Origin of the sequence: Micromonospora sp. CV4, from assembly GCF_003667455.1 — a bacterium.
In the GTDB taxonomy this organism is placed as follows: domain Bacteria; phylum Actinomycetota; class Actinomycetes; order Mycobacteriales; family Micromonosporaceae; genus Micromonospora.
Window position 1 is genome coordinate 68,282 of sequence record NZ_RCVI01000261.1, and the last position, 25,827, is coordinate 94,108.

At 72.2% G+C, this 25,827-nt stretch carries 31 protein-coding genes; 17 read left to right on the forward strand and 14 right to left on the reverse strand.

The window, feature by feature from the left end; genetic code table 11:
* Nucleotides 1-134 precede the first annotated feature (134 nt).
* Nucleotides 135-1,610, forward strand: coding sequence for a M17 family metallopeptidase (locus tag EAD98_RS15435; protein WP_121654779.1), 1,476 nt, complete (start codon nt 135-137; stop codon nt 1,608-1,610).
* 6 nt (nt 1,611-1,616) lie between these two features.
* On the opposite strand, the gene EAD98_RS15440 is transcribed toward EAD98_RS15435, so the two are convergent.
* Nucleotides 1,617-2,267 carry an O-methyltransferase gene (locus tag EAD98_RS15440; protein ID WP_255421257.1) on the reverse strand — a complete coding sequence of 217 codons (651 nt, stop codon included), beginning with the start codon at nt 2,265-2,267 and terminating at the stop codon, nt 1,617-1,619.
* 234 nt (nt 2,268-2,501) lie between these two features.
* Here EAD98_RS15440 and EAD98_RS15445 point away from each other — a divergent pair, with 234 nt between their 5' ends.
* Together EAD98_RS15445 and EAD98_RS15450 are read left to right on the forward strand one after the other, a co-directional pair.
* Nucleotides 2,502-3,959, forward strand: coding sequence for a S1C family serine protease (locus EAD98_RS15445; protein ID WP_121654752.1), 1,458 nt, complete (start codon nt 2,502-2,504; stop codon nt 3,957-3,959).
* A gap of 76 nt (nt 3,960-4,035) precedes the next feature.
* Complete coding sequence (locus EAD98_RS15450) at nt 4,036-4,458, forward strand: preprotein translocase subunit TatB (protein WP_121654753.1); 423 nt, start codon at nt 4,036-4,038, stop codon at nt 4,456-4,458.
* A gap of 86 nt (nt 4,459-4,544) precedes the next feature.
* Here EAD98_RS15450 and EAD98_RS15455 read toward each other — a convergent pair whose 3' ends face one another.
* From EAD98_RS15455 to EAD98_RS15465, 3 genes are all read right to left on the reverse strand, one after another.
* Nucleotides 4,545-5,693 (reverse strand): Mrp/NBP35 family ATP-binding protein, encoded by a 1,149-nt coding sequence (locus EAD98_RS15455; RefSeq protein ID WP_121654754.1) that lies wholly within the window; start codon nt 5,691-5,693, stop codon nt 4,545-4,547.
* An 88-nt stretch (nt 5,694-5,781) separates the two neighbouring features.
* Entirely contained in the window at nt 5,782-6,432 is a 651-nt protein-coding gene (locus EAD98_RS15460; RefSeq protein ID WP_121654755.1) for a DUF1003 domain-containing protein, read from the reverse strand.
* Nucleotides 6,425-7,711, reverse strand: coding sequence for a CBS domain-containing protein (locus EAD98_RS15465; RefSeq protein ID WP_121654756.1), 1,287 nt, complete (start codon nt 7,709-7,711; stop codon nt 6,425-6,427). Before EAD98_RS15465 ends, EAD98_RS15460 begins: the two co-directional genes overlap by 8 nt.
* A gap of 33 nt (nt 7,712-7,744) precedes the next feature.
* On the opposite strand from EAD98_RS15465, the gene EAD98_RS15470 reads away from it, so the two are divergent.
* Both EAD98_RS15470 and EAD98_RS15475 read left to right on the forward strand, forming a co-directional pair.
* Nucleotides 7,745-8,614: a PhzF family phenazine biosynthesis protein gene (locus EAD98_RS15470; protein ID WP_121654757.1), complete on the forward strand. Its 870-nt coding sequence runs from the start codon at nt 7,745-7,747 to the stop codon at nt 8,612-8,614.
* A 15-nt stretch (nt 8,615-8,629) separates the two neighbouring features.
* Nucleotides 8,630-9,160, forward strand: coding sequence for a hypothetical protein (locus EAD98_RS15475; protein ID WP_121654758.1), 531 nt, complete (start codon nt 8,630-8,632; stop codon nt 9,158-9,160).
* Nucleotides 9,161-9,234: 74 nt separating this feature from the next.
* On the opposite strand, the gene EAD98_RS15480 is transcribed toward EAD98_RS15475, so the two are convergent.
* The gene (locus EAD98_RS15480; RefSeq protein WP_121654759.1) at nt 9,235-9,942 is read right to left on the reverse strand and encodes an HAD family hydrolase; all 708 of its coding nucleotides are present in this window, start codon (nt 9,940-9,942) and stop codon (nt 9,235-9,237) included.
* A gap of 105 nt (nt 9,943-10,047) precedes the next feature.
* Between EAD98_RS15480 and EAD98_RS15485 the strand changes: the two genes are divergently transcribed.
* Entirely contained in the window at nt 10,048-11,010 is a 963-nt protein-coding gene (locus EAD98_RS15485) for a DMT family transporter (protein WP_121654760.1), read from the forward strand.
* Nucleotides 11,011-11,166: 156 nt separating this feature from the next.
* Here EAD98_RS15485 and EAD98_RS15490 read toward each other — a convergent pair whose 3' ends face one another.
* Together EAD98_RS15490 and EAD98_RS15495 are read right to left on the reverse strand one after the other, a co-directional pair.
* A complete protein-coding gene (locus EAD98_RS15490; RefSeq protein WP_121654761.1) occupies nt 11,167-11,442 on the reverse strand; it encodes a hypothetical protein in 276 nt (91 codons plus the stop codon).
* Between the two features lie 9 nt (nt 11,443-11,451).
* A complete protein-coding gene (locus EAD98_RS15495) occupies nt 11,452-12,276 on the reverse strand; it encodes an SDR family NAD(P)-dependent oxidoreductase (RefSeq protein ID WP_121654762.1) in 825 nt (274 codons plus the stop codon).
* Nucleotides 12,277-12,405: 129 nt separating this feature from the next.
* On the opposite strand from EAD98_RS15495, the gene EAD98_RS15500 reads away from it, so the two are divergent.
* Entirely contained in the window at nt 12,406-13,362 is a 957-nt protein-coding gene (locus EAD98_RS15500) for a CoA ester lyase (protein WP_121654763.1), read from the forward strand.
* Between the two features lie 45 nt (nt 13,363-13,407).
* On the opposite strand, the gene EAD98_RS15505 is transcribed toward EAD98_RS15500, so the two are convergent.
* Nucleotides 13,408-13,920 (reverse strand): DUF4190 domain-containing protein, encoded by a 513-nt coding sequence (locus EAD98_RS15505; RefSeq protein WP_121654764.1) that lies wholly within the window; start codon nt 13,918-13,920, stop codon nt 13,408-13,410.
* A 115-nt stretch (nt 13,921-14,035) separates the two neighbouring features.
* On the opposite strand from EAD98_RS15505, the gene EAD98_RS15510 reads away from it, so the two are divergent.
* Complete coding sequence (locus EAD98_RS15510; RefSeq protein WP_121654765.1) at nt 14,036-14,941, forward strand: SDR family NAD(P)-dependent oxidoreductase; 906 nt, start codon at nt 14,036-14,038, stop codon at nt 14,939-14,941.
* Nucleotides 14,942-14,977: 36 nt separating this feature from the next.
* On the opposite strand, the gene EAD98_RS15515 is transcribed toward EAD98_RS15510, so the two are convergent.
* A complete protein-coding gene (locus EAD98_RS15515) occupies nt 14,978-15,514 on the reverse strand; it encodes a DUF4190 domain-containing protein (protein ID WP_121654766.1) in 537 nt (178 codons plus the stop codon).
* Between the two features lie 177 nt (nt 15,515-15,691).
* On the opposite strand from EAD98_RS15515, the gene EAD98_RS15520 reads away from it, so the two are divergent.
* A complete protein-coding gene (locus tag EAD98_RS15520; RefSeq protein WP_121654767.1) occupies nt 15,692-16,888 on the forward strand; it encodes an acyl-CoA dehydrogenase family protein in 1,197 nt (398 codons plus the stop codon).
* Between the two features lie 125 nt (nt 16,889-17,013).
* Here the strand turns inward: EAD98_RS15520 and EAD98_RS15525 are convergent, their stop codons facing one another.
* Both EAD98_RS15525 and EAD98_RS15530 read right to left on the reverse strand, forming a co-directional pair.
* Nucleotides 17,014-17,421, reverse strand: coding sequence for a CoA-binding protein (locus EAD98_RS15525; RefSeq protein WP_121654768.1), 408 nt, complete (start codon nt 17,419-17,421; stop codon nt 17,014-17,016).
* A gap of 26 nt (nt 17,422-17,447) precedes the next feature.
* Nucleotides 17,448-18,494: an Rv2578c family radical SAM protein gene (locus tag EAD98_RS15530; protein ID WP_121654769.1), complete on the reverse strand. Its 1,047-nt coding sequence runs from the start codon at nt 18,492-18,494 to the stop codon at nt 17,448-17,450.
* 92 nt (nt 18,495-18,586) lie between these two features.
* On the opposite strand from EAD98_RS15530, the gene EAD98_RS15535 reads away from it, so the two are divergent.
* Nucleotides 18,587-19,006 carry a thiol-disulfide oxidoreductase DCC family protein gene (locus EAD98_RS15535; protein ID WP_121654781.1) on the forward strand — a complete coding sequence of 140 codons (420 nt, stop codon included), beginning with the start codon at nt 18,587-18,589 and terminating at the stop codon, nt 19,004-19,006.
* Here EAD98_RS15535 and EAD98_RS15540 read toward each other — a convergent pair.
* The 3 genes from EAD98_RS15540 to trxA form a co-directional block, all read right to left on the reverse strand.
* Nucleotides 18,970-19,911, reverse strand: a complete 942-nt coding sequence (locus tag EAD98_RS15540; RefSeq protein ID WP_121654770.1) for an HTTM domain-containing protein — start codon at nt 19,909-19,911, stop codon at nt 18,970-18,972. The two genes, EAD98_RS15535 and EAD98_RS15540, sit on opposite strands and share 37 nt — an antisense overlap.
* Entirely contained in the window at nt 19,908-20,348 is a 441-nt protein-coding gene (locus EAD98_RS15545; RefSeq protein ID WP_121654771.1) for a hypothetical protein, read from the reverse strand. Before EAD98_RS15545 ends, EAD98_RS15540 begins: the two co-directional genes overlap by 4 nt.
* A gap of 155 nt (nt 20,349-20,503) precedes the next feature.
* Nucleotides 20,504-20,866: a thioredoxin gene (gene trxA, locus EAD98_RS15550; protein ID WP_007455291.1), complete on the reverse strand. Its 363-nt coding sequence runs from the start codon at nt 20,864-20,866 to the stop codon at nt 20,504-20,506.
* Nucleotides 20,867-21,414: 548 nt separating this feature from the next.
* Between trxA and EAD98_RS15555 the strand changes: the two genes are divergently transcribed.
* From EAD98_RS15555 to EAD98_RS15580, 7 genes are all read left to right on the forward strand, one after another.
* Nucleotides 21,415-21,930 (forward strand): MaoC family dehydratase, encoded by a 516-nt coding sequence (locus EAD98_RS15555; protein ID WP_121654772.1) that lies wholly within the window; start codon nt 21,415-21,417, stop codon nt 21,928-21,930.
* 112 nt (nt 21,931-22,042) lie between these two features.
* On the forward strand, nt 22,043-22,558 hold the full coding sequence (locus EAD98_RS15560) for a hypothetical protein (RefSeq protein WP_121654782.1): 516 nt from the start codon (nt 22,043-22,045) through the stop codon (nt 22,556-22,558).
* A 57-nt stretch (nt 22,559-22,615) separates the two neighbouring features.
* On the forward strand, nt 22,616-23,239 hold the full coding sequence (locus EAD98_RS15565; RefSeq protein WP_121654783.1) for an RNA methyltransferase: 624 nt from the start codon (nt 22,616-22,618) through the stop codon (nt 23,237-23,239).
* A gap of 11 nt (nt 23,240-23,250) precedes the next feature.
* Nucleotides 23,251-23,997, forward strand: a complete 747-nt coding sequence (locus tag EAD98_RS15570; RefSeq protein WP_368666159.1) for a DUF6758 family protein — start codon at nt 23,251-23,253, stop codon at nt 23,995-23,997.
* 116 nt (nt 23,998-24,113) lie between these two features.
* Nucleotides 24,114-24,272, forward strand: coding sequence for a hypothetical protein (locus tag EAD98_RS31265; protein WP_165942702.1), 159 nt, complete (start codon nt 24,114-24,116; stop codon nt 24,270-24,272).
* A 7-nt stretch (nt 24,273-24,279) separates the two neighbouring features.
* On the forward strand, nt 24,280-25,155 hold the full coding sequence (locus tag EAD98_RS15575) for a PH domain-containing protein (RefSeq protein ID WP_121654774.1): 876 nt from the start codon (nt 24,280-24,282) through the stop codon (nt 25,153-25,155).
* Between the two features lie 103 nt (nt 25,156-25,258).
* On the forward strand, nt 25,259-25,827 hold a 569-nt coding region (locus EAD98_RS15580), incomplete at its 3' end, for a SigE family RNA polymerase sigma factor (RefSeq protein WP_233583838.1).

Sequence of the window (25,827 nt, forward strand, 5' to 3'; positions counted from 1 at the left end):
CCGGGCGGCGTACGCCGCCCGGAACCTTCCTCGGTCCCTGAGCCACCGGCATCGCCGGTGGCTCAGGGTCTTCATCTGTGCGGACAGACGGGTCCAGTCCCGCTCCGCGACACTTTCTGGAGGTGCGGTTCCGCGTGCTCGCCATCCGTCCGATCGCCGAGCCCGATCGGCTCGACGTCCTCGTTCTGCCCGTCCGTCCCGCCGCTGAGCCGGCGGACGGCGACGCCTCTGCCGAACCTGCGCCCACCGCTGTGGCCCTGCCGGACGGCACCGCCGAGGAGGCCGCCGCGCTGGCGCCGGTCGCCCGGTTGACCGGGCGGGCCGGCGAGATCCGCACCCACCTGCGCCCCGGGCGTACCCCCGGCCGGCTGCTGCTGCTCGGCATCGGTGACGGCGGCGAGGCGGCCTGGCGGACCGCCGGCGCGGCCCTGGCTCGCGCCGCCGCAGATGAGACGTACATCACTCTCGCGCTCCCGGAGGAGGTGACGGCGGCCGCGGTCCGCGGGTTGACCGAGGGGCTGCTGCTCGCCTCGTACCGGTTCCGGCTGACCGAGGCCGGCGACCCGCCCGCGCTCGCCGGCGTCGACCTGCTGCTCGCCGACCCGGCCGCGCACGAGGCCACCATCGCCACGGCTCAAACGACCGCCGCGATGACCCGCCTCGCCCGCGACCTGACCAACATGCCCTCCTCCGTGAAGAACCCGCAGTGGTTCGCCGACCAGGTGGCCTCCGCCGCGGCTGACCTGCCGGACCTGCGCCTGCGGGTCCGTGGGCCGGACGAGCTGGCCGCCGAGGGCTTCGGCGGGATCCTCGCCGTGGGCGGCGGCTCGGCCAGCGGCCCCCGCCTGGTCGAACTGGACTGGCACCCGGCCGACGCACGTACCCATGTGGTGCTGATCGGCAAGGGCATCACCTTCGACACCGGCGGGATCTCGATCAAGCCGGTGCCGGCGATGAAGCTGATGCGCAAGGACATGGCCGGCGCGGCCGCGGTCGTCGCCGCCACCCTCGGCGCCGCGACGCTGCGGTTGCCGATCCGGGTCACCACGCTGGCCCCCCTCGCCGAGAACATGGTCAGCGGCTCGGCGTTCCGCCCCGGCGACGTCGTCCGGCACTACGGCGGGACGACCAGCGAGACGACCAACTCCGACGCGGAGGGCCGGCTGGTCCTCGCCGACGCGCTGGCGTACGCGGTGCAGCAGCTCGCGCCGGACCTGCTGATCGACCTGGCCACCCTCACCGGGGCCAACGCCGTGGCATTGGGCAAGCGGACCGCCGCCCTGTACAGCGAGAACGACCGGCTCGCCGCCGATGTGCTGGCCGCGGCCGAGGCAGCCGGCGAGGCGGCCTGGCGGATGCCGCTGCCCACCGACTACGCCGAGTACCTGGGCAGCGAGATCGCCGACCTGTACAGCGCGCCGACCCAGGGCGCCGGGTCGGTGGTGGCCGCGCTCTACCTGCGCGAGTTCACCGGCGAGCTCCGGGACCGCTGGCTGCACCTGGACATGTCCGCCCCGTCGTGGGCGGACAGCGACCACGCCGAAGTCAGCCGCGGTGCGACCGGCTGGGGCGTCCGCTCGCTCCTGCGGTGGCTGGCCAGCGTCGACTGACCGGGGTCAGCACTTCACGGCGGCGAGCACCCCGTGCCCGACCGGGAGCAGCGCGGGGATCCAGTGCTCGGACTCCCGCACCGCCTTGATCGTCTCCCGGACCGTCACGGTCTCCGCGTCCCGGGCGGCCGGATCACCGATCCGGCCGCCGGCCAGCATGCCGTTGAGCGCGAGCACGCCTCCCGGGCGCAGCAGCCGTAACGCGGCTTCCACGCAGGCGTGGAAGCCGGTCGCCTCGGCGTCCACGAAGACCAGGTCGTACGCCCCGTCGGCCAGCCGGGGCAGCACGTCGAGGGCGCGGCCGGTGATGATGCGGGTACGGCCGGCGGCGAAGCCGGCCTCGCTGAAGATCCGCCGGGCGATCCTCTGGTGCTCCACCTCCACGTCGATGGTGGTGAGCACGCCGTCGACGCGCATGCCGCGCAGCAGCCAGAGACCGCTCACCCCGGTGCCGGTGCCGATCTCCACCACCGCGCGGGCGTTGCCGGCCGCAGCCAGCAGCCGGAGCGCCGCTCCGGCGCCGGGGGTGACCGCGTCGAGGCCCACCTCGTGGGCCAGGCTGCGGGCGGTGCGCAGGACGAGATCCTCGGTGACGTACGACTCGGCGAACTGCTGAGCCTGGGTCGTCGAACTGCCGGAACCGGCGACCGTGGCGATGGGGCACCTCCGGGGGCGGTGCGTGGTGCGGGGGCGGGTTGGCACTGTGAGCGTAGAGGCGACCGCCGCGCGGCGCAGCCGCGCCTCCACCCCGGGCGATCACCGGGGGCAAGCGCTGACTCCACCGCGTGTATCCGTGCAATCCTGGAGGCGGTATCCCGTCAGCCGCGACCGCGCCGGTCGGTGGCCGGACGACGCGGCGCGGGATCCGGGGACGGACTGGGAGGCACCGACGTGACCGACGGCTGGGACTGGCGCCGGGGCGGTGAGACTCCGGCTCCGGCGCGACCGCCCGGGGCAGAGGCTCCGCCGGCGGGGTCGCCGACCGCGCCGGGGGCCGACAGCGTGCCCGCGGCGTCGCCGGGCGGGGAATCGACGGCCGGGAACCCGCCGGCGACCTGGCCGGCATCGACAGCGCCGCCGGCGACCTGGCCGGCATCGACTACGCCGCCGGCGACCTGGCCGGCGCCGGGCGCGTCCGGCGTTGCCGGCACATCGCCGTGGTGGTCCGACGCGCTCGCCGATCCGTGGCGGGATCCGGCGGCGCCGACGGCGGTGGTGGTGCCCGGGGTGGTGGCGGCGGGCACCGAGCCCGAGCCGGTCACCGACCCGGATGCGCCGGGCCGGCCGCGGCTGCGGCACCTGCTGCTCATCCCGGTGATCACCGCGCTGCTGGCCGGCACCCTCGGCGGCGCGCTGGGCTACGCGTTCGCGGTGCGTGGCGGGGCCGGCGGAACGGTGCTCGGCGCCGAGCCGGCGCAGCCGCCGGCGTTGGCCCAGCGCAAGCCGGAGTCCCTGGCCGGGGTGGCCGAACGGGTCCTGCCCAGCGTGGTCACCGTGCGGGTGAGCAGCCTCGGCGGGACGAGTGAGGGCTCCGGCTTCATCGCCAGCGCCGACGGGCACGTGATCACCAACGACCACGTGGTGGCCGGCGGCAGCGGAAAGGCCTCGGTGGTCTTCAACGACGGCAGCTCCGCTGCGGCGACCGTGGTCGGTCAGGACCCGGAGTCGGACATCGCGGTCATCAAGGTCAGCCGGACGGGGCTGCGGCCGGTGGAGTTCGGCGACTCCGACGCGTTGGCGGTCGGCGACCCGGTGCTCGCCATCGGCTCACCGCTCTCGCTGGCCAACACGGTCACCGCCGGCATCGTGAGCGCCCTGGACCGGACGATGCAGGCCGGCGAGCCGGGCGGTCCGGTGCGTTACTACGCGGCGATCCAGACCGACGCGGCGGTCAACCACGGCAACTCGGGCGGCCCGCTCGTCGACGGCGCCGGGCGGGTGGTCGGGGTGAACTCCACCATCAAGTCGCTGGTCGCCGAGGGGCAGGAGGCCGGCAACATCGGGCTCGCCTTCGCCATCCCGATCAACCAGGCCAAACGGGTGACCCAGGACATCATCGGCACCGGGAAGGCCCGGCGTACGGTGATCGGCGCCCAGGTCGGCGGCCCGGGCGCGGGAGCCAGCGGCGGCGTACGGCTGGCCGCGGTGGAGCCGTCCGGTCCGGCGGCCGGCGCGGGGCTGCGGGTCGGCGACGTGATCCTGAAGCTCAACGGCCGGCCGATGACCGAGCCGACGGACCTGATCGCCCTGGTCCGCAAGTTCGCACCCGGATCGGTGGTGACCGTCGAATACCGGCGTGGCGCCGACCGGCAGAACACCTCGGTGACCCTTGCCGCCGATGCCAAGTGAACAGCGGGTCACCCCCTGCCCGAAAGCCGTCCGACGTGCGTAGTCTTGCTGCTGACGCCGATAGGAGGCCCGCGGGATGTTCGACAACCTGAACTGGTGGGAGATCGGTGCGCTGCTGCTCCTGGCGCTGCTGATCTTCGGTGACCGGCTGCCCGCCGTGATCACCGACGGCCTGCGGCTGGTGCGCAACCTGCGCAACATGGCCCGCAACGCCACCGGCGACCTGAGTCGTGAGCTGGGCACCGACATCCAGCTCGAGGATCTGCACCCGAAGGCCTTCATCCGAAAGCACCTCCTCAGCGAGGAGGACGAGGCGGCGATCCGTAAGCCGTTGCAGGGCGTCTACGACAACCTGCGTGCCGATGTCGGCGGGGTGCACAACGAGCTGAAGGACGTGGCCAACGCCGCGGACGTGCGGTCGAACGGGACCCGGTCCGGCACGGCCACCAGCGCCCCGACGGCGCCGGCTCCCCGAGCCGGCTACGACGACGCCACCTGACCGGCCCACAACCTGACCGGCCCGCCACCTGACCGGCCCGGCCCCGCCGGCCGCTGGGGCCGGCGGGTGAACGACGGACCGGGCGCTCAGCGCCCGGCGGGCTTGAGGCCGAGCGGCTTTCCGAGCAGCGACTCGCGGCGCACCGCGAGCCGGTCGGCGATCGTGCCGAGGGCCTGCGCGGCCGGCGACTCCGGCTCGGCCAGCACGATCGGGTCACCGGCGTCGCCGGCCTCCCGGACGCGGGTGTCCAGCGGGATCTGACCCAGCAGCGGCACCTGCGCGCCGATGGTCCGGCTCAGCGACTCGGCGACCGCGGCGCCGCCGCCGGCACCGAAGATCTCCATCCGGGAGCCGTCCGGCAGCTCCAGCCAGGACATGTTCTCGATGACGCCGACCACCCGCTGGTGGGTCTGCAGGGCGATCGCGCCGGCCCGCTCCGCCACCTCGGCGGCGGCGGCCTGCGGGGTGGTGACCACCAGGATCTCCGAGTTGGGCAGCAGCTGGGCCAGCGAGATGGCCACGTCGCCGGTGCCCGGGGGCAGGTCGAGCAGGAGCACGTCCAGGTCGCCCCAGTAGACGTCGGCCAGGAACTGCTGCAACGCCCGGTGCAGCATCGGGCCGCGCCACACCACGGCGGCGTTGCCGGAGGTGAACATGCCGATCGAGATCACCTTCACGCCGTGCGACTGCGGCGGCATGATCATGTCTTCGACGCGGGTCGGCCGACCGTCCGCGCCCAGCATCCGGGGCACCGAGTGGCCGTAGATGTCCGCGTCGACAACACCCACCGAGAGGCCACGGGCGGCCAGCGCCGCCGCCAGGTTGACCGTCACGCTGGACTTGCCGACGCCACCCTTGCCGCTGGCCACCGCGTACACCCGCGTCCGCGAGCCGGGCTGGGCGAACGGGATGACCGGCTCCTCGCTGGCACCCCCGCCGCGCAGCTGCGACTGCAACGACTGCCGCTGCTCGGGGCTCATCACACCGAAGTCGATCTCCACGCCGGTCACCCCGGGCACCGCAGCCACTGCGGCGGTGATGTCCGTGCGCAGCTTGTCCTTGAGTGGGCAGCCGGCGACGGTGAGCAGCAGCTCGACCCGTACGACGCCGCTGGCGCCGATCGTGGCGGAGCGGACCATGCCCAGCTCGGTGATCGGCCGGCGGATCTCCGGGTCGTTGACGGTGGCCAGGGCGGCCTGGATCGCGTCCTCGACGGTGCTGACGGGTGCTGACATGCCCGCAATGCTACGTCGCGGGGCATCCGCTCCGGCCGCTGGCCGGGAACGGTGTGAGCGAATCGATGACCCGCTCGGGGTCCTCCGGTCAGCCGCCGTGCGGGCGGGACCCGGTGCCGTCCGGTCGGGTGTCGCGGGCGACGTCGCTGTCCAGGTCGTCGCGGGGTTCGTCCAGCCCGACGCCGTCGGTCGGCCGCTGGCCGCGCCTCTCCTGCCGGCTCTCCTTCTCCTGCTGGCGGCGCTCCAACCGTTGCCGACGCTGCCCCGCCTCGTCCAGCTCCTCGGCCAGCCGGGTCAGCTCCGAGCGGAGGAAGTCCCGGGTCGCCACCTCGCCCAGCGCGATGCGCAGCGCGGCGATCTCCCGGGCCAGGTACTCGGTGTCCGCCTTCTGCGCGGTGGCCCGCCGCCGGTCCTCCTCCAACGCCACCCGGTCCCGGTCGGCCTGCCGGTTCTGCGCCAGCAGGATCAGCGGCGCCGCGTAGCTGGCCTGCAACGACAGCACCAGGGTCAGGAAAGTGAAGGTGTACGGGTCGAAGCGCAGATCGGCCGGGGCCAGCGTGTTCCAGCCGAACCAGATCGCGATCACCACGGTCATGACGACGATGAAGTTCGCGGTGCCCATGCCGCGGGCGATGCCCTCGGACCACCGGCCGAACGCTTCCGCGTCGAACCGGGGCAGCTTGATACCTCGGGGCTCGCGTGGCTGGTCGAGCCGTTCGCCCCGCCGCTGGTCAGCCATCCGCGTCGTCCGGCGTCGGCTCGGCGGCGTTCAGGGTGCTCAGGGCGTCCCGGTCCCGCCAGTCCCGGGGGAGTGAATGGTCCAGCACGTCGTCCACCGTCACGGCGCCGACCAGCCGGTTGTTCCGGTCGATCACCGGCATGGCGACCAGGTCGTAGGTGGCCATCCGGCGGGTGATCTCCGGTAGCGGGGTGGTGGGGCGCAGCGGGTCGATGTCGTTGACCACCACCTTGCCCAGCAGGTCGGCCGGGGGTTCGCGCAGCAACGCCTGGAAGTGCACCATGCCCAGGTACCGGCCGGTCGGGGTGTTCTGCGGTGCCCGGGTCACGAAGACCTGCGCCGCGACGGCGGGGGAGAGCTGTGGCTCCCGGATCCGGGCCAGCGCCTCGGCGACGGTGGCGTCCGGCGGCAGGATGACCGGCTCCGAGGTCATCACGCTGCCCGCCGTGCCGGGCGTGTACTTGAGGAGCTGGCGTACCGGGTCGGCCTCGTCCGGCTCCATCAGGTCCAGCAGCACGTCCTGCTCCGGCGGGGGCAGCTCGTTGAGCAGGTCCGCCGCGTCGTCCGGGTCCATCTCCTCCAGCACGTCCGCCGCCCGTTCCCGGTCCAGCGCGGCGAGGATCTCCACCTGGTCGTGCTCCGGCAGCTCGCTCAGCACGTCGGCCAGCCGCTCGTCGTCCAGTGCGGCCGCGACCTCGTTGCGCCGCGCGTCGGGCAGGTCCTGCAATGCGTTGGCCAGGTCGGCCGGGCGCATGTCCTCCAGTACGGCGAGCAGATTCGCCGTACCCCGGTTGTCGGCGATGCCGCTGAGCCCGCGCACCCGGTCCCACTCCACCTGGTGCAGGTGGCCGCGGCGGGTGAGCCGGTTGGTCTGCTCCCGGACCGCGACCCGGGTCAGGGACCACTCGCCGCCCCGGGAGCATTCCATGGCGACGTCCACCACCGCTCCCGGTTGGCCGTTCGGGTCGAGCTGCACCCGTCGGTCCAGCAGCTCCTGCAACACCAGCAGCTCGTTCGGGCGCTTCTCGAAGCGCCGCAGGTTGAGGGTGCCGGAGCCGAGCACGACGGCGTCCGCGTCGATGGAGGTGATCCGGTTGATGGACAGGAAGATCCGCCGGCGCATCGGCATCTCGGCGACCAGGCCCACGACCTCCGGGGGACGCTTGGTCGCCCGCAGCCGCGCCACCGCGTCACGAACCCGGCCCACCTGGTCACCGTTCGGATCGAAGACGGCGACTCCGGCGAGGCGGGCGATGTAGACCCGGGTCGGCGTACTCACGGGCACCAGCCTAAGCGCCTAGTGTTTATCAACATGTCGACCTTGGCCTACGAGATCGTGGACGTCTTCACCGACCGCCCTTTCGCCGGCAACCCGCTGGCCGTGGTGTTCGGCGCGGAGGCGCTGGCCACCGAGCAGATGCAGGCGCTCGCGCTGGAGTTCAACCTCTCCGAGACGGTGTTCGTGCTGCCCCCGACCCAGGTGGGCGCCACCTACCGGGCTCGGATCTTCACCCCGGTGGAGGAGTTGCCGTTCGCCGGGCATCCCAGCGTCGGCGCCGCGGTCACCGCGAGCCGGCGCGGGATGTTCGGTGTGGGGCAGATCATGCAGGAGTGCGGCGCCGGCGTGCTGCCGATCGAGGTGACCGCGTCCGGGGCCACCCTCACCGGTGGAAGCCCCACCCTCGGCCCCGAGCTGGACCCGGAGCCGTTGCTGCAGATCGCCGGGCTGAGTCCGGACGACCACATCGGGCCGGCCCCGCGGGTGGCCGGCTGCGGGCTGGAGTTCCCGTACCTGCCGGTGCGGCCGGAGTCGGTGGCCCGGGCACGGGTGAACCCGGCGGCGGCGGAGCGGTACGGGGTGGCGCACGTCAGCGTCTTCTCCTGGGACCCGACCGCGCAAACCGCGCACGCCCGGGTCTTCGTCCCCGGCCTCGGTGTACCGGAGGACCCGGCGACCGGCTCGGCGGCGCTCGGTCTCGGTGTCTGGCTGGTGGCCAGCGGCCTGCTGCCCGGGGAAGGGCTGTCCCGATACGCCGTGCGCCAGGGTGTCGAGATCAACCGTCCGTCCGCGCTGGCCTGCACGGTCACCGCGGAGAACGGACTGGTGGTCGGTGCGACGGTCGCCGGGCAGGTGATGCCGGTGGCCCGGGGCGAGATCGCCGTGCCACCCTTCGTGGGCTGACCGGCGGAGGCGCTCATGCGGGACAATGCGGGTGTGACGGACGAGGATGCCCCCCGGGGCACGCCACTGGTCGACGAGGCGATGAAGAAGGCCGCGGTGGCCTGGGTGAGCGTGGCCGGCGGGCCGGCGCTCGCCCTCTGGTGCGCACCGCTGGAGGGCGCGCTGTTCGTGGTCAGCGGGCCGGGCGAGCAGGCCGCGCCCGGGCTGGCCGACGCGGCGGAGGCGCAGGTCAGCCTGCGCGGTGACCACGGTGGCCGGATCGTCACCTGGCCGGCCCGGGTGACCCGGCTGCAGCCGGGCACCGAGGCCTGGGACACCACCGCGCCGCTGGTGGCGGGTAAGCGGCTGAACGCGCCCGGCCCGACCGCCGACCTGGTGGCCCGGTGGGCCGCCGACGGCTGCGCGGTGAACCGGCTCGCCCCGGGCGGTGAGCCGCTGTCCGGCGCCGACCTGCCGGCCGACGCGCAGGCCGAACCACCCCGGGACACCCCGGCGGTCCGCGCCACCCGCAAACCGTTCCGCCTGCACCGGGTCCGCCGCCGGTGACCCGCCGCCGGTGACCCGCCGCCGGTGACCCGCCGCCGCTGACCCGCTGCCGCTGACCCGCCGCCGCGGTCCGGTCAGCCGACCCCCACGCCGATGGTCTCGGCGTCGACGAGGTCGAGCACGTCGCGCAGCGTGCCGAGCGTCCGGCCGTGCCAGTCCCGGTCGGCGTTGAAGACCATGTGCTCGGCCAGATCGGGCGCGGCGAGCCGGACGGCGGTCATTCCGGCCCGCTCCGCGCCGGTCAACTCCTGGCTGCCGCCGTCACCGACGTACAGGCAGTCGCCGGGCGCGAGCCCGAGCCGCCGGCAGGCGGTCAGGTAGAGCGCGGGATCCGGCTTGCACCGTCCGACCTGCACCGAGAACACCCGCACGTCGAGCAGCGGGGCGACCGCGAGCTGTGGCAGGAAGGCCGGCAGTTCGTGCGTACAGTCGCTGATCACGCCGGTGTGCAGGCCGCGCTGGCGCAGCGCCGCCAGCACGGGCACCGCGTCGGCCCGCAGCCGGGTGTCCGCGCGGACCGCGCGGTGCCGGGAGGCCACGGCCGCACGTACCGCACGGTCGCTGGGGTGTACGCCGGCCTGGGCGCAGACCCACCGCAACGTCGCCTCCGCGTTGCCGAGCCGGCCGGTGGCCCGCTCGTAGAAGGTGCGGTCCAGGACCTCGGTCAACGTGTCGCTGTGGCATCCGAGCAGCTCGGCGGTGCCGAGGTGCGCGGCGCCGCGCTGGACCGGACGGGTCAGGGTGCCGAAGAAATCGAACAGCACCGCCTGGTAGCTGGGCATGGGGGAGCGCCTCCGGGCGGTCGAGGGTCGCCGGCGCGGACCCGCGTGATCGTAACGGAGTGCTGACGTTCTGTGTTGCTCGGAGGCGTGTGAGGATTGCTTCCCGTGCCCCCTTCCTCACACCGCCCGCCCCTGGATCCGCTGACCACCGGCGCGGTCGGCCTGGCCGTCGTCGCCGTGTCGTCGTCCGCGCCGTTGATCGCCTACGCCGCCGCCCCCGCTCTGGCCATCGCGTTCTGGCGCAACCTGCTCGCGGTGGCCGTGCTGAGTCCGTTCTCGCTGGCCCGGCGCCGCGCCGAGTTCCGTGCGCTGGCCGGACGGGCGGGCCGGCGGGAGGGGTTGTACTGCGTGCTCTCCGGGGTCGCCCTGGCCGCGCACTTCGCCACCTGGATGCCGAGCGCGCAGCTCACCTCGGTCGCCACGGCCACCGCCCTGGTCGCCACCCAGCCGGTCTGGCAGGGACTGATCGCGCGTGCCCAGGGCCGCGGGCTGCCCACGGTGGTCTGGATCGGCATCGCGGTGGCGGTCGGCGGCGCGGTCATCGCGACCGGCGCGGACGTGGGCATCTCCGGGCGGGCCGTCCTCGGTGACCTGCTGGCGCTGACCGGTGGCCTGTTCGCCGCCATCTACACCGCCTTCGGTGAGCGGGCCCGGGCCAGCATCAGCACCACCACGTACACCACCATCTGCTACGGGATCTGCGCGCTGATCCTGCTGGTGGTGTGCCTGCTCGGCGGCGTCCGGCTGACCGGCTTCGACGGGCGTACCTGGCTGGCCATCCTGGCCCTGGTGGCCGGCGCACAACTGCTCGGCCACTCGATGTTCAACTACGCCCTGCAGAAGATCCCGGCGACCACGGTCAGTGTGCTGATCCTGCTGGAGGTGCCCGGCGCGGCCCTGCTCGGCTGGGTGTGGCTGGGGCAGCTGCCCCGCCCGTACGCGCTGCTGGGAATGGGGCTGCTGCTGGTCGGGGTGGCGGTGGTGGTGCTCGGCGGCGCCCGCGTCGGCCGCCGTGCCACACCGCCGCCCACTCCGCTCCCCGCCGACGCCGCCCCGTTGAAAGACTGACCTCCCACCTTGACCGGCGAATCCGGGACGACCTGAGGAACGTGGGTGGCGGTTCCCTCCGGGCCGGTCCCGGCGACGACACGGATCTGCGGCTGGTGCTCCAAGCGGCGTTGGCCGGCGCGGTCGACGGTTCGGCCGGCGCGCCCACGGCGCCCCCTAGACCTCGTGCACCTCGATGACGCGGGTGGTCGGCGCGGCCGGGCCGAGGTCGGCGCGCAGCGCGACCCGCTCCGGGTCGGCCATGAACGACTCGTACCCGGTCCGGGCGTCGAAGCGGATCACGTGCACCTCGGTCCGCTCGTCGGTGCCGCGCAGCCGTCGTTCCAGCCCGCCGCCGTGCCGGCCGAGCAGGGCCAGCACGGCGTCCTCGTACCGCTGTCCGGCGGCCTCGGCCCCGGCGGTGAACTCGACGAGCGCGACGAGTGTCAGCACGGCGGCCTCCTAGTCGGCGATGCCGACGGCCTTGGCGCTGGCCGCCCAGAGCCGGGCGGCGAGCTGCGGATCGCTGGCCTTGCGCAACGGCCGACGCAGTCGCCGGTTGTGGTAGTAGCCGCCGTCGACGAGTCGGGACCGGTCCTGGTTGGCCAGCCAGACCAGGGTCTCGGCGCCCTTCTCCGGGCTGCGGAACGGAAGGAGCCGCATGCCGAGGGCGACCAGCCGGCTGTCGTTGGCGAACCGGGTGCGCACCACTCCCGGGTGGTAGCTGTGTGCCGGGATGCCCGGCCAGCGCCGGGCCGCCTCGGCGGTGAACAGGATGTTCGCCTGCTTGCTGGTGCCGTACGCGACCATCGGCCGATAGCGACGCAGGGGCCTGTTCAGGTCGTTCGGGTCCAGCACGCCGCTTCGGTGCGCGCCGGAGGCGGTGACCACGATCCGGCCGATCCGGTCGGCGAGCAGGTTGGTCAGCAGGAACGGGGCCAGGTGGTTGGCCTGGATCGACAACTCGAAACCGTCGACGGTGGTGAGCGGCTGGAGCGCGATGGCGCCGGCGTTGTTGGCCAGCACGTCGATCCGGTCGTACGCCTCGCGCAGCCGCTCGGCGAGCCGGCGCACGTCGTCGAGCACCGCGAAGTCGGCCCGGAACAGCTCCGGACGCTCACCCGACGTCTCCCGTACCCGTTCCGCGGCGGCCTGCAACCGGGCCGGGTCCCGCCCGACCAGCACCACCTGGTCGCCACGGCACGCCAGGTCCACGGCGGCGGCCAGCCCGATGCCGGAACTCGCCCCGGTCACCACCACCAGTCGACGCCCAGTGAGATCTTCCACAGGTCCATTCACCCCGGTCATGGCGCGAGGTTACCGTGGCGTCACCACGCCCTTTGGGATCGTTAAGTTTCTCGGATCTGTCGTCAGGTGGCGTCGGCGTGCCCGCCGGACGCTGGAAGGAGCGCATCCATGGCCGCAGTCGGTCGTCCCCGCCGGTCCTGCCTCGCGGTACCGGGTTCCAGCGTCAAGATGCTCGGCAAGGCCCAGGGACTCCCGGCCGACCAGGTCTTCCTCGACCTGGAGGACGCCGTGGCCCCGCTGGCCAAGCCGGATGCGCGCAAGAACATCGTGGCCGCGCTCAACGAGGGCGACTGGGCCGGCAAGACGCGCGTGGTCCGGGTCAACGACCTGACCACGCCGTGGACGTACCGCGACGTCATCGAGGTGGTCGAGGGCGCCGGCGCGAACCTGGACTGCATCATGCTGCCGAAGGTGCAAAGCGCCGCCCAGGTGCAGTGGCTGGACCTGACGCTCACCCAGATCGAGAAGACGCTCGGCCTGGAGGTCGGACGGATCGGCATCGAGGCGCAGATCGAGAACGCGGCCGGCCTGGTCAACGTGGACGCCATCGCCGCCGCCAGCCCCCGGGTGGAGACCATCATCTTCGGCCCGGCCGACTTCATGGCCTCGATCAACATGAGGTCGCTGGTGGTCGGCGCGTTGATCCCGGACTACCCGGGCGACCCGTACCACTACATCCTGATGCGGATCCTGATGGCTGCGCGGATGCACGACAAGCAGGCCATCGACGGCCCGTTCCTGCAGATCCGCGACGTGGACGGGTTCCGCGAGGTCGCCAAGCGTTCGGCGGCGCTGGGCTTCGACGGCAAGTGGGTGCTGCACCCGGGTCAGATCGACGCCGCCAACGAGGTCTACCAGCCGGCGCAGGCCGACTACGACCACGCCGAGTTGATCCTCGACGCGTACGAGCACTACACCTCGGAGGCCGGCGGCAGGCTGGGCGCGGTGATGCTCGGCGACGAGATGATCGACGAGGCGTCCCGCAAGATGGCGCTGGTGATCGCCGCCAAGGGCCGGGCCGCCGGGATGAGCCGTACCTCGTCGTTCACCCCGCCGGCAGAGTGACCGGCCGGGCCGCCCCGTGTTGCTGACCGGGGCGGCCCGCCGGACTCAGTAGGTGCCGCTGTCGTAGCTGGACGGATCCTGGTTGGCCAACCAGACGAAGAAGATCACGATAGCGATGGTGGCCAGCACCGCCAGGGCGGTGGCGATCCAGCCCACGATGATGCCGGCGGTGGCGAAGCCCTCGCCGCCCTCGCCGCGCTCCCTGATCTGCTTACGGGACACGTGGCCGAGGATCGCGCCGACCGCGCCGATGTAGCCGCCGAGGCCGTAGCCGCAGAGGCCGAGGGCGCCGATGATCGCGACGACCATCGCGGCGATGGCCAGGCCGTTCTGCTTCGGCGCCGGCGGGTACCCGTAACCCGGGTAGCCGACCGGCGGGTAGCCGTACGGGCCGGCCTGGGCCGGCGGCATGGTGCTGGCGTACGGGTCGGTCGCCGGGTACGGGTTCGTCGGCTGGGCGGGAACCGGTTGGCCACCCACCACGAGGGTGGGATCGCCGAACTGCTGACCCGACGAGGCCGGGTCCTGCCAGCCGCCGGGGGGCGGGGGATTGGTCATGCGATTCTCCGTCAGGTCGGGTGCGCCGTCAGGGTAGCCAGCGGCGACCAAACCCGATGCCCCCGCTCCCGGGTGCCGCGTTGCCCGGGCCCGTCCGACCGGGCAGGATCCTGGCATGGCAATGGATGCGCGCGCCGCCGATCGTTCCGGTAGTCGACCGAGACGGGACGTCAGCCGCCCGGGCGCCGGCCGGCGCGGCCGTGCGGCCACACCGTCCGGAGTCCCCGGCGCGGACGAGCCGGTCGCGCTCGCCGACCCGGTGACCATGCGGCTCGACGGGCGGGTCGCCCTGGTGACCGGGGCCGGCAGTCCGGACGGCATCGGGTACGCCACCGCCCGCCGGCTGAGCGACCTGGGCGCCCGGGTGGCCATCGTCTCGACCACGCGGCGCATCCACGAGCGGGCCGGCGAGCTGGGCGTGACCGGTTTCGTGGCGGACCTGACCGACGAGTCCGAGGTCGGCGCCCTGGCCGACGCGGTCGCCGAGCAGTTGGGTGACGTCGAGGTGCTCGTCAACAACGCCGGCCTCGCCAGCCGGGCCAGCCCGGAGGTGCTGCGACCGGTCGCGCAGCTGACCTACGACGAGTGGCGTGGCGAGATCGACCGCAACCTGACCACCGCTTTCCTGTGCAGCCGTGCGTTCATCGGTGGGATGGCCGAGCGGGGCTGGGGGCGGATCGTCAACCTCGCGGCCACCGCCGGCCCGGTCAACGCCCTGCCCACCGAGGCCGCGTACGCGGCGGCGAAGGCCGGGGTGGTCGGGCTGACCAGGGCACTGGCCATGGAGATGATCGCCGACGGGGTGACCGTGAACGCGGTGGCGCCCGGCACCATCTACACGGCCGCGTCCACAATGGCGGAGATCAAGCAGGGACTGGGCACCCCGGTCGGCCGACCCGGCACCCCGGACGAGGTCGCCGCCGCCATCAGCTTCCTCTGCTCGCCGGCCGCCTCGTACATCACCGGGCAGATGCTGGTGGTGGACGGCGGTAACAGCGTCCGCGAGGCCCGGTTCCGCTGACCGGTCAGGTCCACGGTGGAGGGCTTCCACCGTCGTTCAGTAGCCGCCGCTGTCGCCGGTGTTGCCGATGAGGATCAGGGCCAGCCAGCCACAGCAGGCCAGCAGGGTGAGCCCGGTGAAGACGTAGCCGAGGATCAGGCCCCAGGTGGCGAGCTGGTCGCCCTCCTCGCCGCTGGTGCGGATCTGCCGCTTGGCCACATGGCCGAGCACCGCGCCGGCCGGGGGGAACACGAAGGCGAACACCAGCGACAGGATCGCCAGCACGTTGGTGCCCCGACCCGGTCCCGACGAGGGAGGGCCGTACTGCCCGTAGGGGCCCTGCGGCGGGTACGGCGGCTGTTGCCCCCAGTGCGCCGGCTGGTGCGGCCTCTGCTGCTCGTACGGCGACGGGTCGTCCGCCGGTGGCCCGTACGGCGAGCGCTCGGGCGGCCCGAAGGCCGACTGGTCCGGCGGCGGCGCGTACGGCGACTGGCCGGGCGGCGGCGGCGCGTACGGCGACTGGTCCCGCGGTGGCTCGTAGGGTGACGGCGGCTGCTCGTCTCCGGGTGGTCCCGACGGCGGCGGGTAGCTCACGGCTGTCCTCCTCCTGCCGGTGCCGGAAAAGTCCCTCTTGCCGGACGCTACCCGCAGCGGTGAACCTTTTCACAGCGGTTGTGTGGACTGGTCACCTTGGCCTCGCCGGCTCCGGAGACCGATACTGACCCAGCGTTCAGTTACCCATGAGTAGTGCGCTGATCCCCGGAGGCTGAGATGGCTCGACTCGCCCAGACGCCCGGCCTGACCGATGTACAGCGGTCGATCCTGGAGACCGTCCGGGAGTTCGCCGACAAGGAGATCATCCCGCACGCTCAGCGGCTGGAGCACGCCGACGAATACCCCACCGACATCCTCGACGGGATGCGCGAGATGGGGCTGTTCGGCCTCACCATCGACGAGGAGTACGGCGGCCTCGGCGAGTCGCTGCTCACCTACGCGCTGGTGGTGGAGCAGCTGTCCCGAGGCTGGATGTCGATCTCCGGCATCGTCAACACCCACTTCATCGTGGCGTACCTGATCTCTCAGCACGGCTCGGCCGAGCAGAAGGCGCGCCTGCTGCCGAAGATGGCCACCGGCGAGGTACGCGGCGCGTTCTCCATGTCCGAGCCGGAGACCGGCTCCGACGTCTCGGCCATCAAGTCCCGGGCCGTCCGTGACGGCGACCGGTACGTGCTCAACGGGCAGAAGATGTGGCTGACCAACGGGGCGTACTCCTCCGTGGTGGCCACCCTGGTCAAGACCGACACCGGCGCCGAGTCGGTGTACGGCAACATGAGCACCTTCCTGCTGGAGAAGGAGCCGGGCTTCGGCGAAACCGCACCCGGGCTGACCATCCCCGGCAAGATCGACAAGATGGGTTACAAGGGCGTCGAGACCACCGAGATGGTGCTCGACGGGGTGACCGTGCCCGACTCGGCGATCCTCGGCGGCGCCGACAAGCTGGGCCGGGGCTTCTACCAGATGATGGACGGCATCGAGGTCGGCCGGGTCAACGTGGCCGCCCGCGCCTGCGGCATCTCCATCCGGGCCTTCGAGCTGGCGGTCAGCTACGCCCAGCAGCGCAAGACCTTCGGCCAGCCCCTCGCCAAGCACCAGGCCATCGCCTTCAAGCTCGCCGAGATGGGCACGAAGATCGAGGCCGCACACGCCCTCATGGTCAACGCCGCCCGACTCAAGGACGCCGGCCAGCGCAACGACGTCGAGGCCGGCATGGCCAAGCTGCTCGCCTCGGAATACTGCGCCGAGGTCGTGCAGGAGGCGTTCCGCATCCACGGCGGCTACGGCTACTCCAAGGAGTACGAGATCGAGCGGCTGATGCGCGAGGCCCCCTTCCTGCTCATCGGCGAGGGCACCTCCGAGATCCAGAAGACCATCATCTCCCGCGGCCTCCTCAAGGAGTACAAGCTCTAACCCCAAGCCCGCGGCACGCCCTCGCCCCGTCGATCATGAAGTTGTGGTGGGCGACGAACGCGGTGAAGCGCCCCGAATCCGGCACCACGACTCCATGATCGACGGGGGCTACGGCTGGCGCGGGGTCAGGCTGGGCGGGTCAGGTTGGCGGCGGCGCGTTCGACGATGAGGCAGCGGTCCTCGACGTAGTCCATGCCGGCCTCCTCGGCGATCCGGCGCGCCTCGGCCGAGACGATGCCCAGCTGCAACCAGACGGCCGGGGCGCCGATCGCCGCCGCGTCCCGGACCACCTGCACGGCGTCGGCCGCCGGCCGGAACACGTCGACCAGGTCGACCGGGTGGGGGATGTCGGCCAGCGTCGGGTAGGCCCGCTCACCGAAGAGCTCGTCGACGGTGGGGTTGACCGGGATGATCCGCCAGCCGTACTGCTGCATCTGCAACGGCACGCCGTGCGCGGCCTTGCTGGGGTCGCGGGACGCGCCCACGACGGCGATCACGGCGGAGTCGGCGAGGATCTGCTGAGCGGTACGCACCCGCCGACTGTAGCCCCGCCCCCGCCCTACAGCAGGGTCAGCTGCTCGGCGGCCGGCGGTGGCGGTGGCTCGGGCAGGCTGCGGTTGTCGCCCTGCTCACCACGGTGCAGCCCGTGCCGGCGGGCCGCGATCCGCACCCGCGCGGTCAGCTCCCGCTGGTACGGCTGCGGCGCGTAGGAGCCGGCCCGGTAGAGCTCGCGGTAGCGGGGCACGAGGTGCGGGTACTCCCGGGCCAGCCAGCCGGCGTACCACTCCCGGGCGCCGGGACGTAGGTGCAGGGCCAGCGGCGTCACGCTGCTCGCCCCGGCGGCGGCGATCGCCGACACCGTCGCGTCGATGGACTCGTCGCTGTCGCTGAGACCGGGCAGGATCGGGGCCATCAGCACTCCGACGGGAAAGCCTGCGTCGGCGAGCGCCCGGACCGCGTCCAGCCGGCGGCGTGGGTGCGGCGTGCCCGGCTCGACGGTGCGCCACAGCTGCTCGTCGACGAAGCCCACCGAGAAGGAGATGCCGACCCTGGTCACCTCGGCGGCCTCGCGCAGCAGGGGCAGGTCCCGCAGGATCAGCGTGCCCTTGGTCAGGATCGAGAACGGGTTGGCGAAGTCCCGTAGGGCCGCGATGATCTGCGGCATCAGCCGGTAGCGGCCCTCGGCGCGCTGGTAGCAGTCCACGTTGGTGCCCATCGCCACGTGCGCGCCCCGCCATCTCGGCGCGGCCAGCTCCCGCCGGACCAGCTCGCCGGCGTTGACCTTGACGATCACCTTCCGGTCGAAGTCCGCCCCGGCGTCGAGGTCGAGATAAGTGTGGGTGTTTCTCGCGAAGCAATAGCGGCATGCATGAGAGCAGCCCCGGTACGGGTTGATCGTCCACTCGAACGGGACGCGGGACTGCCCGGGCACGCGGTTGATGATGGACTTGGCCTGCACCTCGTAGAAGGTCATCCCGGCGAACTCGGGGGTGTCGAAGGTGCGGGCAACGGCGCCGGGCAGCGCCAGCGGCAGGGGTGGCGTCGCTGGCGCTGCCCGCTCGGGGTCTCCCTCAACCGGGGGAGCGGTGAGGTTGTCCCAGCGCATGGACACTATTCGAACACGTGTACGAGCGAAGCGCAAGTGACTCGCCGGACACCCGTGACTGATCGTCGGTCCGGCGGGGGAGGATGGACAGCATGAAGACGTCGACCTTCGTCTACGACGGGGACTGCGCGTTCTGCACGACCTGTGCGGAGTTCATCGAACGCCGGATTCCCACCGCCGCGCAGGTGGTGCCCTGGCAGTTCGCCGATCTCGACGCGCTCGGCCTCACGGCCGCCGAGTGCGAGGAGGCCGTGCAGTGGGTCGGCGCGGACGGCTCCCGCGCCGCCGGGCCGGACGCCATCGCGAAGCTGCTCGCCGCGAGCGGCCCGTTCTGGCGGGTCGCCGGGGCCGGCCTGCGGTTTCCGCCGGCCCGCGCGGCGGCCTGGCCCGTGTACCGCTGGGTGGCGCGCAACCGGCATCGTCTGCCGGGCGGCACGGCGGCCTGTTCCCTCCCGCAGGAGGCCCGGGAGCGGCTCTACGGCCCGGCCGGTCGCCCAACCACCGGAGCCTGATCGTCGAGCGTCGCCCGGCCCGCGTCAGCCTCTGTCGGAGTGTCGGCGTACGCCGGGGCGTCCGTCGTTGACCTGGGAGGTTCGCGGCCGGCGAGGCGGCGGGCCCAGAGCAGCGGGCGGACCCGCTCCAACGGCAGGAAGCTGGTCATGGCGGCCAGGTGCGGCGCGAACGAGATGGTGATGGTCGCGATGGTGACCGCGTGGAACGAGTAGAAGAAGCCGACCATGGCCAGTCGCCAGCGGGGTGGCAGGAAGAAGACCACCGGGCTGAGCAGCTCGAACGCCACGATGCCGAACTGGGCGACGATCAGCAGGTACGGCACCTGGGCGATGAGGTCCGCCAGGTCGGTGCCGCGCCGGATGATCGCCCGGGCCAGGACCGAGCCGGTCAGCCAGTCCAGCCCGCCGAAGCGCAGCTTGGCGAAGGCGGCGAGGAAGTACGTGCAGATCACCGCGATCTGGGTGACTCGTAGGGCCCAGCCGCCGGCCTCGGTACGGGTGGTGTCGCCGTGCCGGGCGCGGCCGGCGGTCGGTAGGACGGCCAGCGCGACGAGCAGCCCGAACCGGTCGTGGTCGACCTTTCCGTAGCTCATCGCGATGATCATCCACTCCAGGTACAGCGCGCAGACCGTCCAGCCGAGCAGTCGGGGTGCCCGTCCGGTCGCGGCGAGGAGCGCGAGCACCAGCAACGACCAGAAGATCACTGCCACCAGCGCCGCTGTCGGCGTCGGCAGGTGGAGCAGGCGGCCGATCAGCAGCGGTTGGTAGAGATCGCCGGGCACGCTGACCCGGGTGCGTACCCAGGGGGTGAAGATGACCAGATCGGCGGCGACGAAGAGGTAGATCACGGTTCGGAAGGCGGCGATGCGGCCGCGCGGCACCGCCTCGGTCAGCCAGCGGGTCATCGGGGTGCCTGCCAGCGGACGACGGTCTCATCGACGTGCTGCCCGGTCGGCCGGCCGGCGCGGATGCCGTGCCACCGGATCACGATGCGGACCTCGACCAGCGCGGGGGCGTCCGGGTGGCGTTCGGCGTACGCGTCGGCGACCTCGGTGAGCAGCGTCGGGTCGGCGGCGTACCGGGCCTGCTGGCCCTCGATCTCGGCGCGGCGGATGCCGGTCGCGTTCTGGTCGAGGTCGATCACGTTCCCGGCGCTGTTCACTCCCTCGACGCGGGTGTCGGGAGCGGGCGCGTTCGCCGGGTTCGAGGTGGAGTACATCCGGAATGGGCCGAACGGGAAGTCGTCGTCGCTGCCCCAGAAGGTGCCAGCGACCAGCAGGGCGAGGCCGAGGGCGGTCGCGCCGAGCCGGGTGACGCGCCCGCGGGTGGTCAGGGTTTCCATCGGGTCGTGACGATACGGGATGTACCGGCCGCGTCGGGTCCCACCGACGGGCAGTTCGACCTGCCCAGGAAGGTGATCATGCGGGTGCTTCCGGGGGTACGACGAAGGCCGGGCCCGTACCGGGCCCGGCCTTCGCGTGTCGTCGTGTGGACGACTCAGTGGTTGTGCTCGGCCAGCTGCTTACGAACGTCGTCCATGTCCAGCGCCTCGACCTGCTCGATCAGGTTCTCCAGCGCGGACTCCGGGAGCGCGCCGGGCTGGGCGAAGACGATGACGCCGTCACGGATCGCCATGATCGTGGGGATCGACCGGATGTCGAACTTGGCGCCCAGTTCCTGCTGCGCCTCGGTGTCGACCTTGCCGAAGACGATGTTCTGGTGCTTCTCCGAGGAGCGCTCGTAGACCGGGGCGAACCGCTTGCACGGACCACACCAGTCGGCCCAGAAGTCGACCAGGACGATGCCGTCGTTGCCGGTCACCTCGTCGAAGTTCGTCGAGGTCAGCTCAACGGTTGCCATTGCACTCTCCGATCACCGCGGTTTGTCTACGTCGCTTAGAACCAGGGCTGACCGTATCGAATTCCCGGGGGGTCGGGCACGAAACGTGCTGCGGGCTGCTCGCGGGCACCCAGGGTCATCGACTCGCGTCTGTGCGTCCCGACCTGCGGAACGCAAGTGCATGACGCACTTGCGTGACCTGCCGTGATGGGAGCGTTTCCAGGGAGATCGACTCGATCGAGCGCTACGAATCGGTAACTTGCCCCTTGACAAGGACGTATCCGGCCTGCAGTGATCGCTGATCAACCCGGTTCTGATTACTCATAGTAGTGTTACAAAAAGATAAATGTGACGCCGGTCTCTGTTGAACCTACGCTTCCGTAGGGCAGAATTCTCCGCATCAGAGCGTGGGCGGCGGGTGCCGGGGAGGGCCCCGCCGCTCATTGCGTCTCCCCCCGAGCGAGTGACCGGTGTGACTTTTCCGCCGAGGTCGCGCCCCGGCGGTCGCCTTAACCACCGGTAAGGCATGCTGTGCCGAACTCCATCGCCGCCCGTCGAAGGGGACCAGGATGCAGTTCGGCCGTTACTACGAGGAGTTCGAGGTCGGCGCGGTCTACCGGCACTGGCCGGGCAAGACCGTCACCGAGTACGACGACCACCTCTTCTGCCTGCTCACCATGAACCACCACCCGCTGCACATGGACGCGCACTACGCCGAGATGGCCAGCCAGTTCAAGCGCAACGTCGTCGTGGGCAACTACATCTACTCGCTGCTGCTCGGCATGTCGGTGCCGGATGTCAGCGGCAAGGCGATCGCCAACCTGGAGGTCGAGTCGCTCCGGCATGTGGCTCCCACCTTCCACGGCGACACCATCTACGGCGAGACGGCGGTGCTGGACAAGCGGGAGTCCGGATCCAAGCCCGACCGGGGCGTGGTGTCGGTGGAGACCCGGGGTTACAACCAGGACGGCACCATGGTCTGCGTCTTCCGCCGCAAGGTCATGGTCCCCAAGCGGGAGTACGCGGCCAGCGCCGCCGGAGAGGGAGTCGACCCGGAGCGGCCCAGCTTCCCCGAGCCGCGCTGAACACCGCGGCGGGTCGACCGCCGACGGGGCCGGGCTCCTTCCCCACCGCAGCTTCTGATGGGGAAGGGGCCCTATTCCCGTTTCGGGGCATATGCTGGCGCCGGAGGTTCCGATGAGCCACTCCGTCGCCGGAGAGCCGCCCTCTGCCGGTCGCCGAGCCGCACCCTTGACCACCGCCGTCTACTCCGCCGCCGAGTGGGACCTGCTCACCAGCCTGCCGGGTCGGGTTCTCGTGGCCGCCGCCGCTCCGGGCCCCGGCCGACCGGCCCGGGGGGTCATGGCGGGCCTGGCCGGCCTGGACGCGGTGGCCGCCGGCCGGGCGTTCGACAGCGATCTGGTCCGCGCGGTGGTCGCCGCGATCTACGCCCGCCACGACGGCGCCCAGCCCGCCACCGAACGCCTCACCGACCTGGTGGACCTCCTGGCCGCCTGTCGGGCGGCGGTCCGGATCCTGCGCCGGCGCGCCGACCCCGCCGACTCGGCCGCGTACCGCCAGTGGGTGCAGTCGGTCGCGGCCCGGGTCTGCCGGGCGGTGCCCACCCCCGGCGGGCCGTCACCGAGCCTGCCGGCCAGCCCGGCCGACCGGCGCTTCCTGGACCGGCTCGGCGCCGCGCTGGGGCTCGGCTGAACCGGCGGGCAGGCCGTCGGCGGCGAGCGCCGGACGGGTCCGTACTCTCTGATGACCGTGACCGACGAGCAGCTTGAGGTGGGCGTGGGCCCCTGGCCGGGGGATCTGCCGGACGACCCGCGCTACGACCCGCAGTTGCTGGCCGAGGGAGACCGGCGCAACGTGGCCGACCGCTATCGCTACTGGCGGCACGAGGCCATCGTCGCCGATCTGGACCGGCACCGGCACGGGTTCCACGTCGCCATCGAGAACTGGCAGCACGACTTCAACATCGGCACGGTGGTTCGCAATGCGAACGCCTTCCTCGCCGCCGAGGTGCACATCGTCGGACGGCGACGGTGGAACCGGCGCGGCGCGATGGTGACCGATCGTTACCAGCACGTCCGGTACCACGAGACGATCGAGGAGTTCGTCGGCTGGGCCGCCGGGGAGGGCCTGCCGGTGTTCGGCATCGACAACCTGCCGGGCTCGCGCCCACTGGAGACCGGAACCTTGCCGCGGGAGTGCGTGCTGCTGTTCGGCCAGGAGGGGCCCGGTCTCTCCGAACCGGCCCGCGCGGCCTGCGACCAGCTCTACTCCATCGCCCAGTACGGCTCCACGAGGTCGATCAACGCGGGCGTGGCCAGCGGCATCGCCATGCACGCCTGGATCCGCACCCACGCCGGGCCGCCGCCGGGCTGAGCACGCCCGGGATGCCGAATCGGACGTTCCGGCTTGACGCGCCGCCGGTCCGGGGCGACGGTAAGGATGTGAGTGTCGCGGTGAGTTGTCCGAGATGCGGGGGCCCGGTACGGGCACCGGATCTGATGCACACCGAATCGAGGTGCCTGCACTGTGGCCCGGTGCCACCGCTGCACGTGCCCGAGCACATCGGAGCGGAGATCGTGGCGAGCGTGGTGGACCGGATCACCGCGACCGGGGATCCACCCGGCACACCGCTGTGGTGCCCGTGGCCGCTGCCGCCCGGCTGGACCCTCACCGGCGTCGCGTACGCCGGGGACGACCGCACCGGCGTGCGGGCGACAGCGGTGGCCTGCGCGGGCCCGGCGCCGCTCGGAGGCGGCCCGGCCGACCTGGTCTTCGTGGCCGAGGAGCCGGGCGTCGGCCTGGGCACCCGGCTGGCGGGGCTGGCCGGCCCGGACCCGGGACCGGAACTGGCCGACGCGTTGACCGACCCTGGGCCGGGCCACCCCGAGCACGTCGGGCAGGCCAGGATCCGGGTCGGCGGACACCCTACTCCACTGTGGTTGGTGAATTCACCGACGGATCGAAGCGCGTACGCCGGCGAGGCTCGGGGAATGTGGCTGCATGCGATAGCCTGGCCGGCGAGTGCGGGACACCTGCTCGCGGAAGATGTCGTGCTACACGACCTGACCGAGTGGACTCCGCCCGAGCTCGTGTACGGCGCACCGTCCCCGTACCTACCCGGGAGAGCTTGACACCTCTCCCGGATTGACGGAGAACGGTCGCAGATATTCACTGTACGACACCACACTGATACTCTGGGTGCCGCTGCGGTAATGGGACCCGGCGCCGCGCGAGAGGATGGCCCGCCATGGTCAAGAAGGTCCTCACCTGGGCCGGAATCGCATTCTTGATCTTCTTCGTCGCCTACCGGCCAAACTCCGCGGCGGATGTGTTCAAGTCGCTCGGCGGCGGGATCGTCGACATCGCCCAGGGGTTCGGCGACTTCTTCACCAGCCTCGTCGCCTAACCGTTCAATGGGCAGCCCCTCCGGTCCACCCTTCGACCCGGACGACCCCGACCGGGAGCGCCGCGAGCGCGACACCGAGCCGATCCCACGGATCGGGCCCGATGACGGCCCGGGCTATGGCGCCGGCCCCGGCCTGTCCGACGGTCCGTCCCTATCGGACGACGTCGGCTACGGCGACGGGCCCGGCTACGCCGGCGAGGGTCGTTCCGGTCGGGCCTGGATCCGTGATCCGGAGGCCGGCTACCAGCCGCCGCAGATCTCCGAGGACGAGCTCGCCGGGTTGCGCGCCGACGCGACCGGCGCGCCCCCCCGGCGCGTGCTGCCACTGGAGGACGAGCCCAGCTCGCTGGTCGCCCGCTACCTCTTCCCCACGGAGCGCTACCGGGGTGAGTGGAAGCGGCACTGGATCCACCTCACCACCCCGCTGCTGGTCGGCATCGCGGCGACCTTCGTGCTCGGCTATCTCTCCGGCTTCCTCGCCGGTCAGAACGTCGGCGCGCTGACCACCGTCGCCGTGCTGCTCTGGTTCGCGGTCATGGGCTGGGTGGCGTGGAAGGTCGCCGACTGGTGGTACGACCGGTTCATCCTGACCAACAAGCGGGTCATGGTCGTCAACGGCATCATCACCCGCCGGGTGGCCATGATGCCGCTGGTGCGGGTCACCGACATGAAATACGAGCAGACGCCCAGCGGCCGGGCGCTCAACTACGGCACCTTCGTGCTGGAGTCCGCCGGCCAGGAGCAGGCGCTGCGCGAGATCAAGAACCTGCCCAACCCGAACGAGCTCTACCTGCGAGTGGTCGAAGAGATGTACGAGCCGCAGGCGGTCGAGGCCCGGCTGGGCAAGGAAGCCGACGAGGCCAAGGCCGACGACGGGGCGTGAAAGTTTTCGTCCGAACATCGGACCAAGTGCGCACCTTTCGTCATGGACCAGACGGCCTCTGACGTGGCACTCTGCCAGGACGGCTGGGGTGCGGAGGTGCGCGGTGGCGAGCAGGGACCCGTTGGAGGAGGAGTTCCGCGAATTCGTCGCGGCCCGCTCCGCCGCCCTGCTGCGTACCGCGTATCTGCTCGCCGGCGACTGGGCCACGGCCGAGGACCTGCTCCAGACGGCGCTGACCAAGACCTATCTGGCGTGGAAGCGGCTCGGGGGGATCGAGGCGGTCGAGCCGTACGCGCGGCGCGTGATGGTCAACACGTCGACGAGCTGGTGGCGGCGACGCTGGCACGGTGAGCGCCCCACCGAGGTGCTGCCCGAGCGTGCCGGTGTCGACGAGATCGAACAGCAGCTGGACCGCGACCTGCTGTGGCGGCACCTCAGGGAGCTGCCCAACCGGCAGCGGGCGGTCCTGGTGCTGCGCTACTACGAGGACATGTCGGAGGCGCAGACCGCCGCGATGCTGAACATCTCCCCGGGCACCGTGAAGAGCCAGACCTCCCGGGCCCTGTCCACGCTGCGCCAGCGGATGGGCGCGGCGGCACCGGAGCTGGCCGTCGGGGCCACCGGCGGCCGGACCACCGCTGCCGGCGGGGCCCGGAGCGGCGGCGCGGGCAC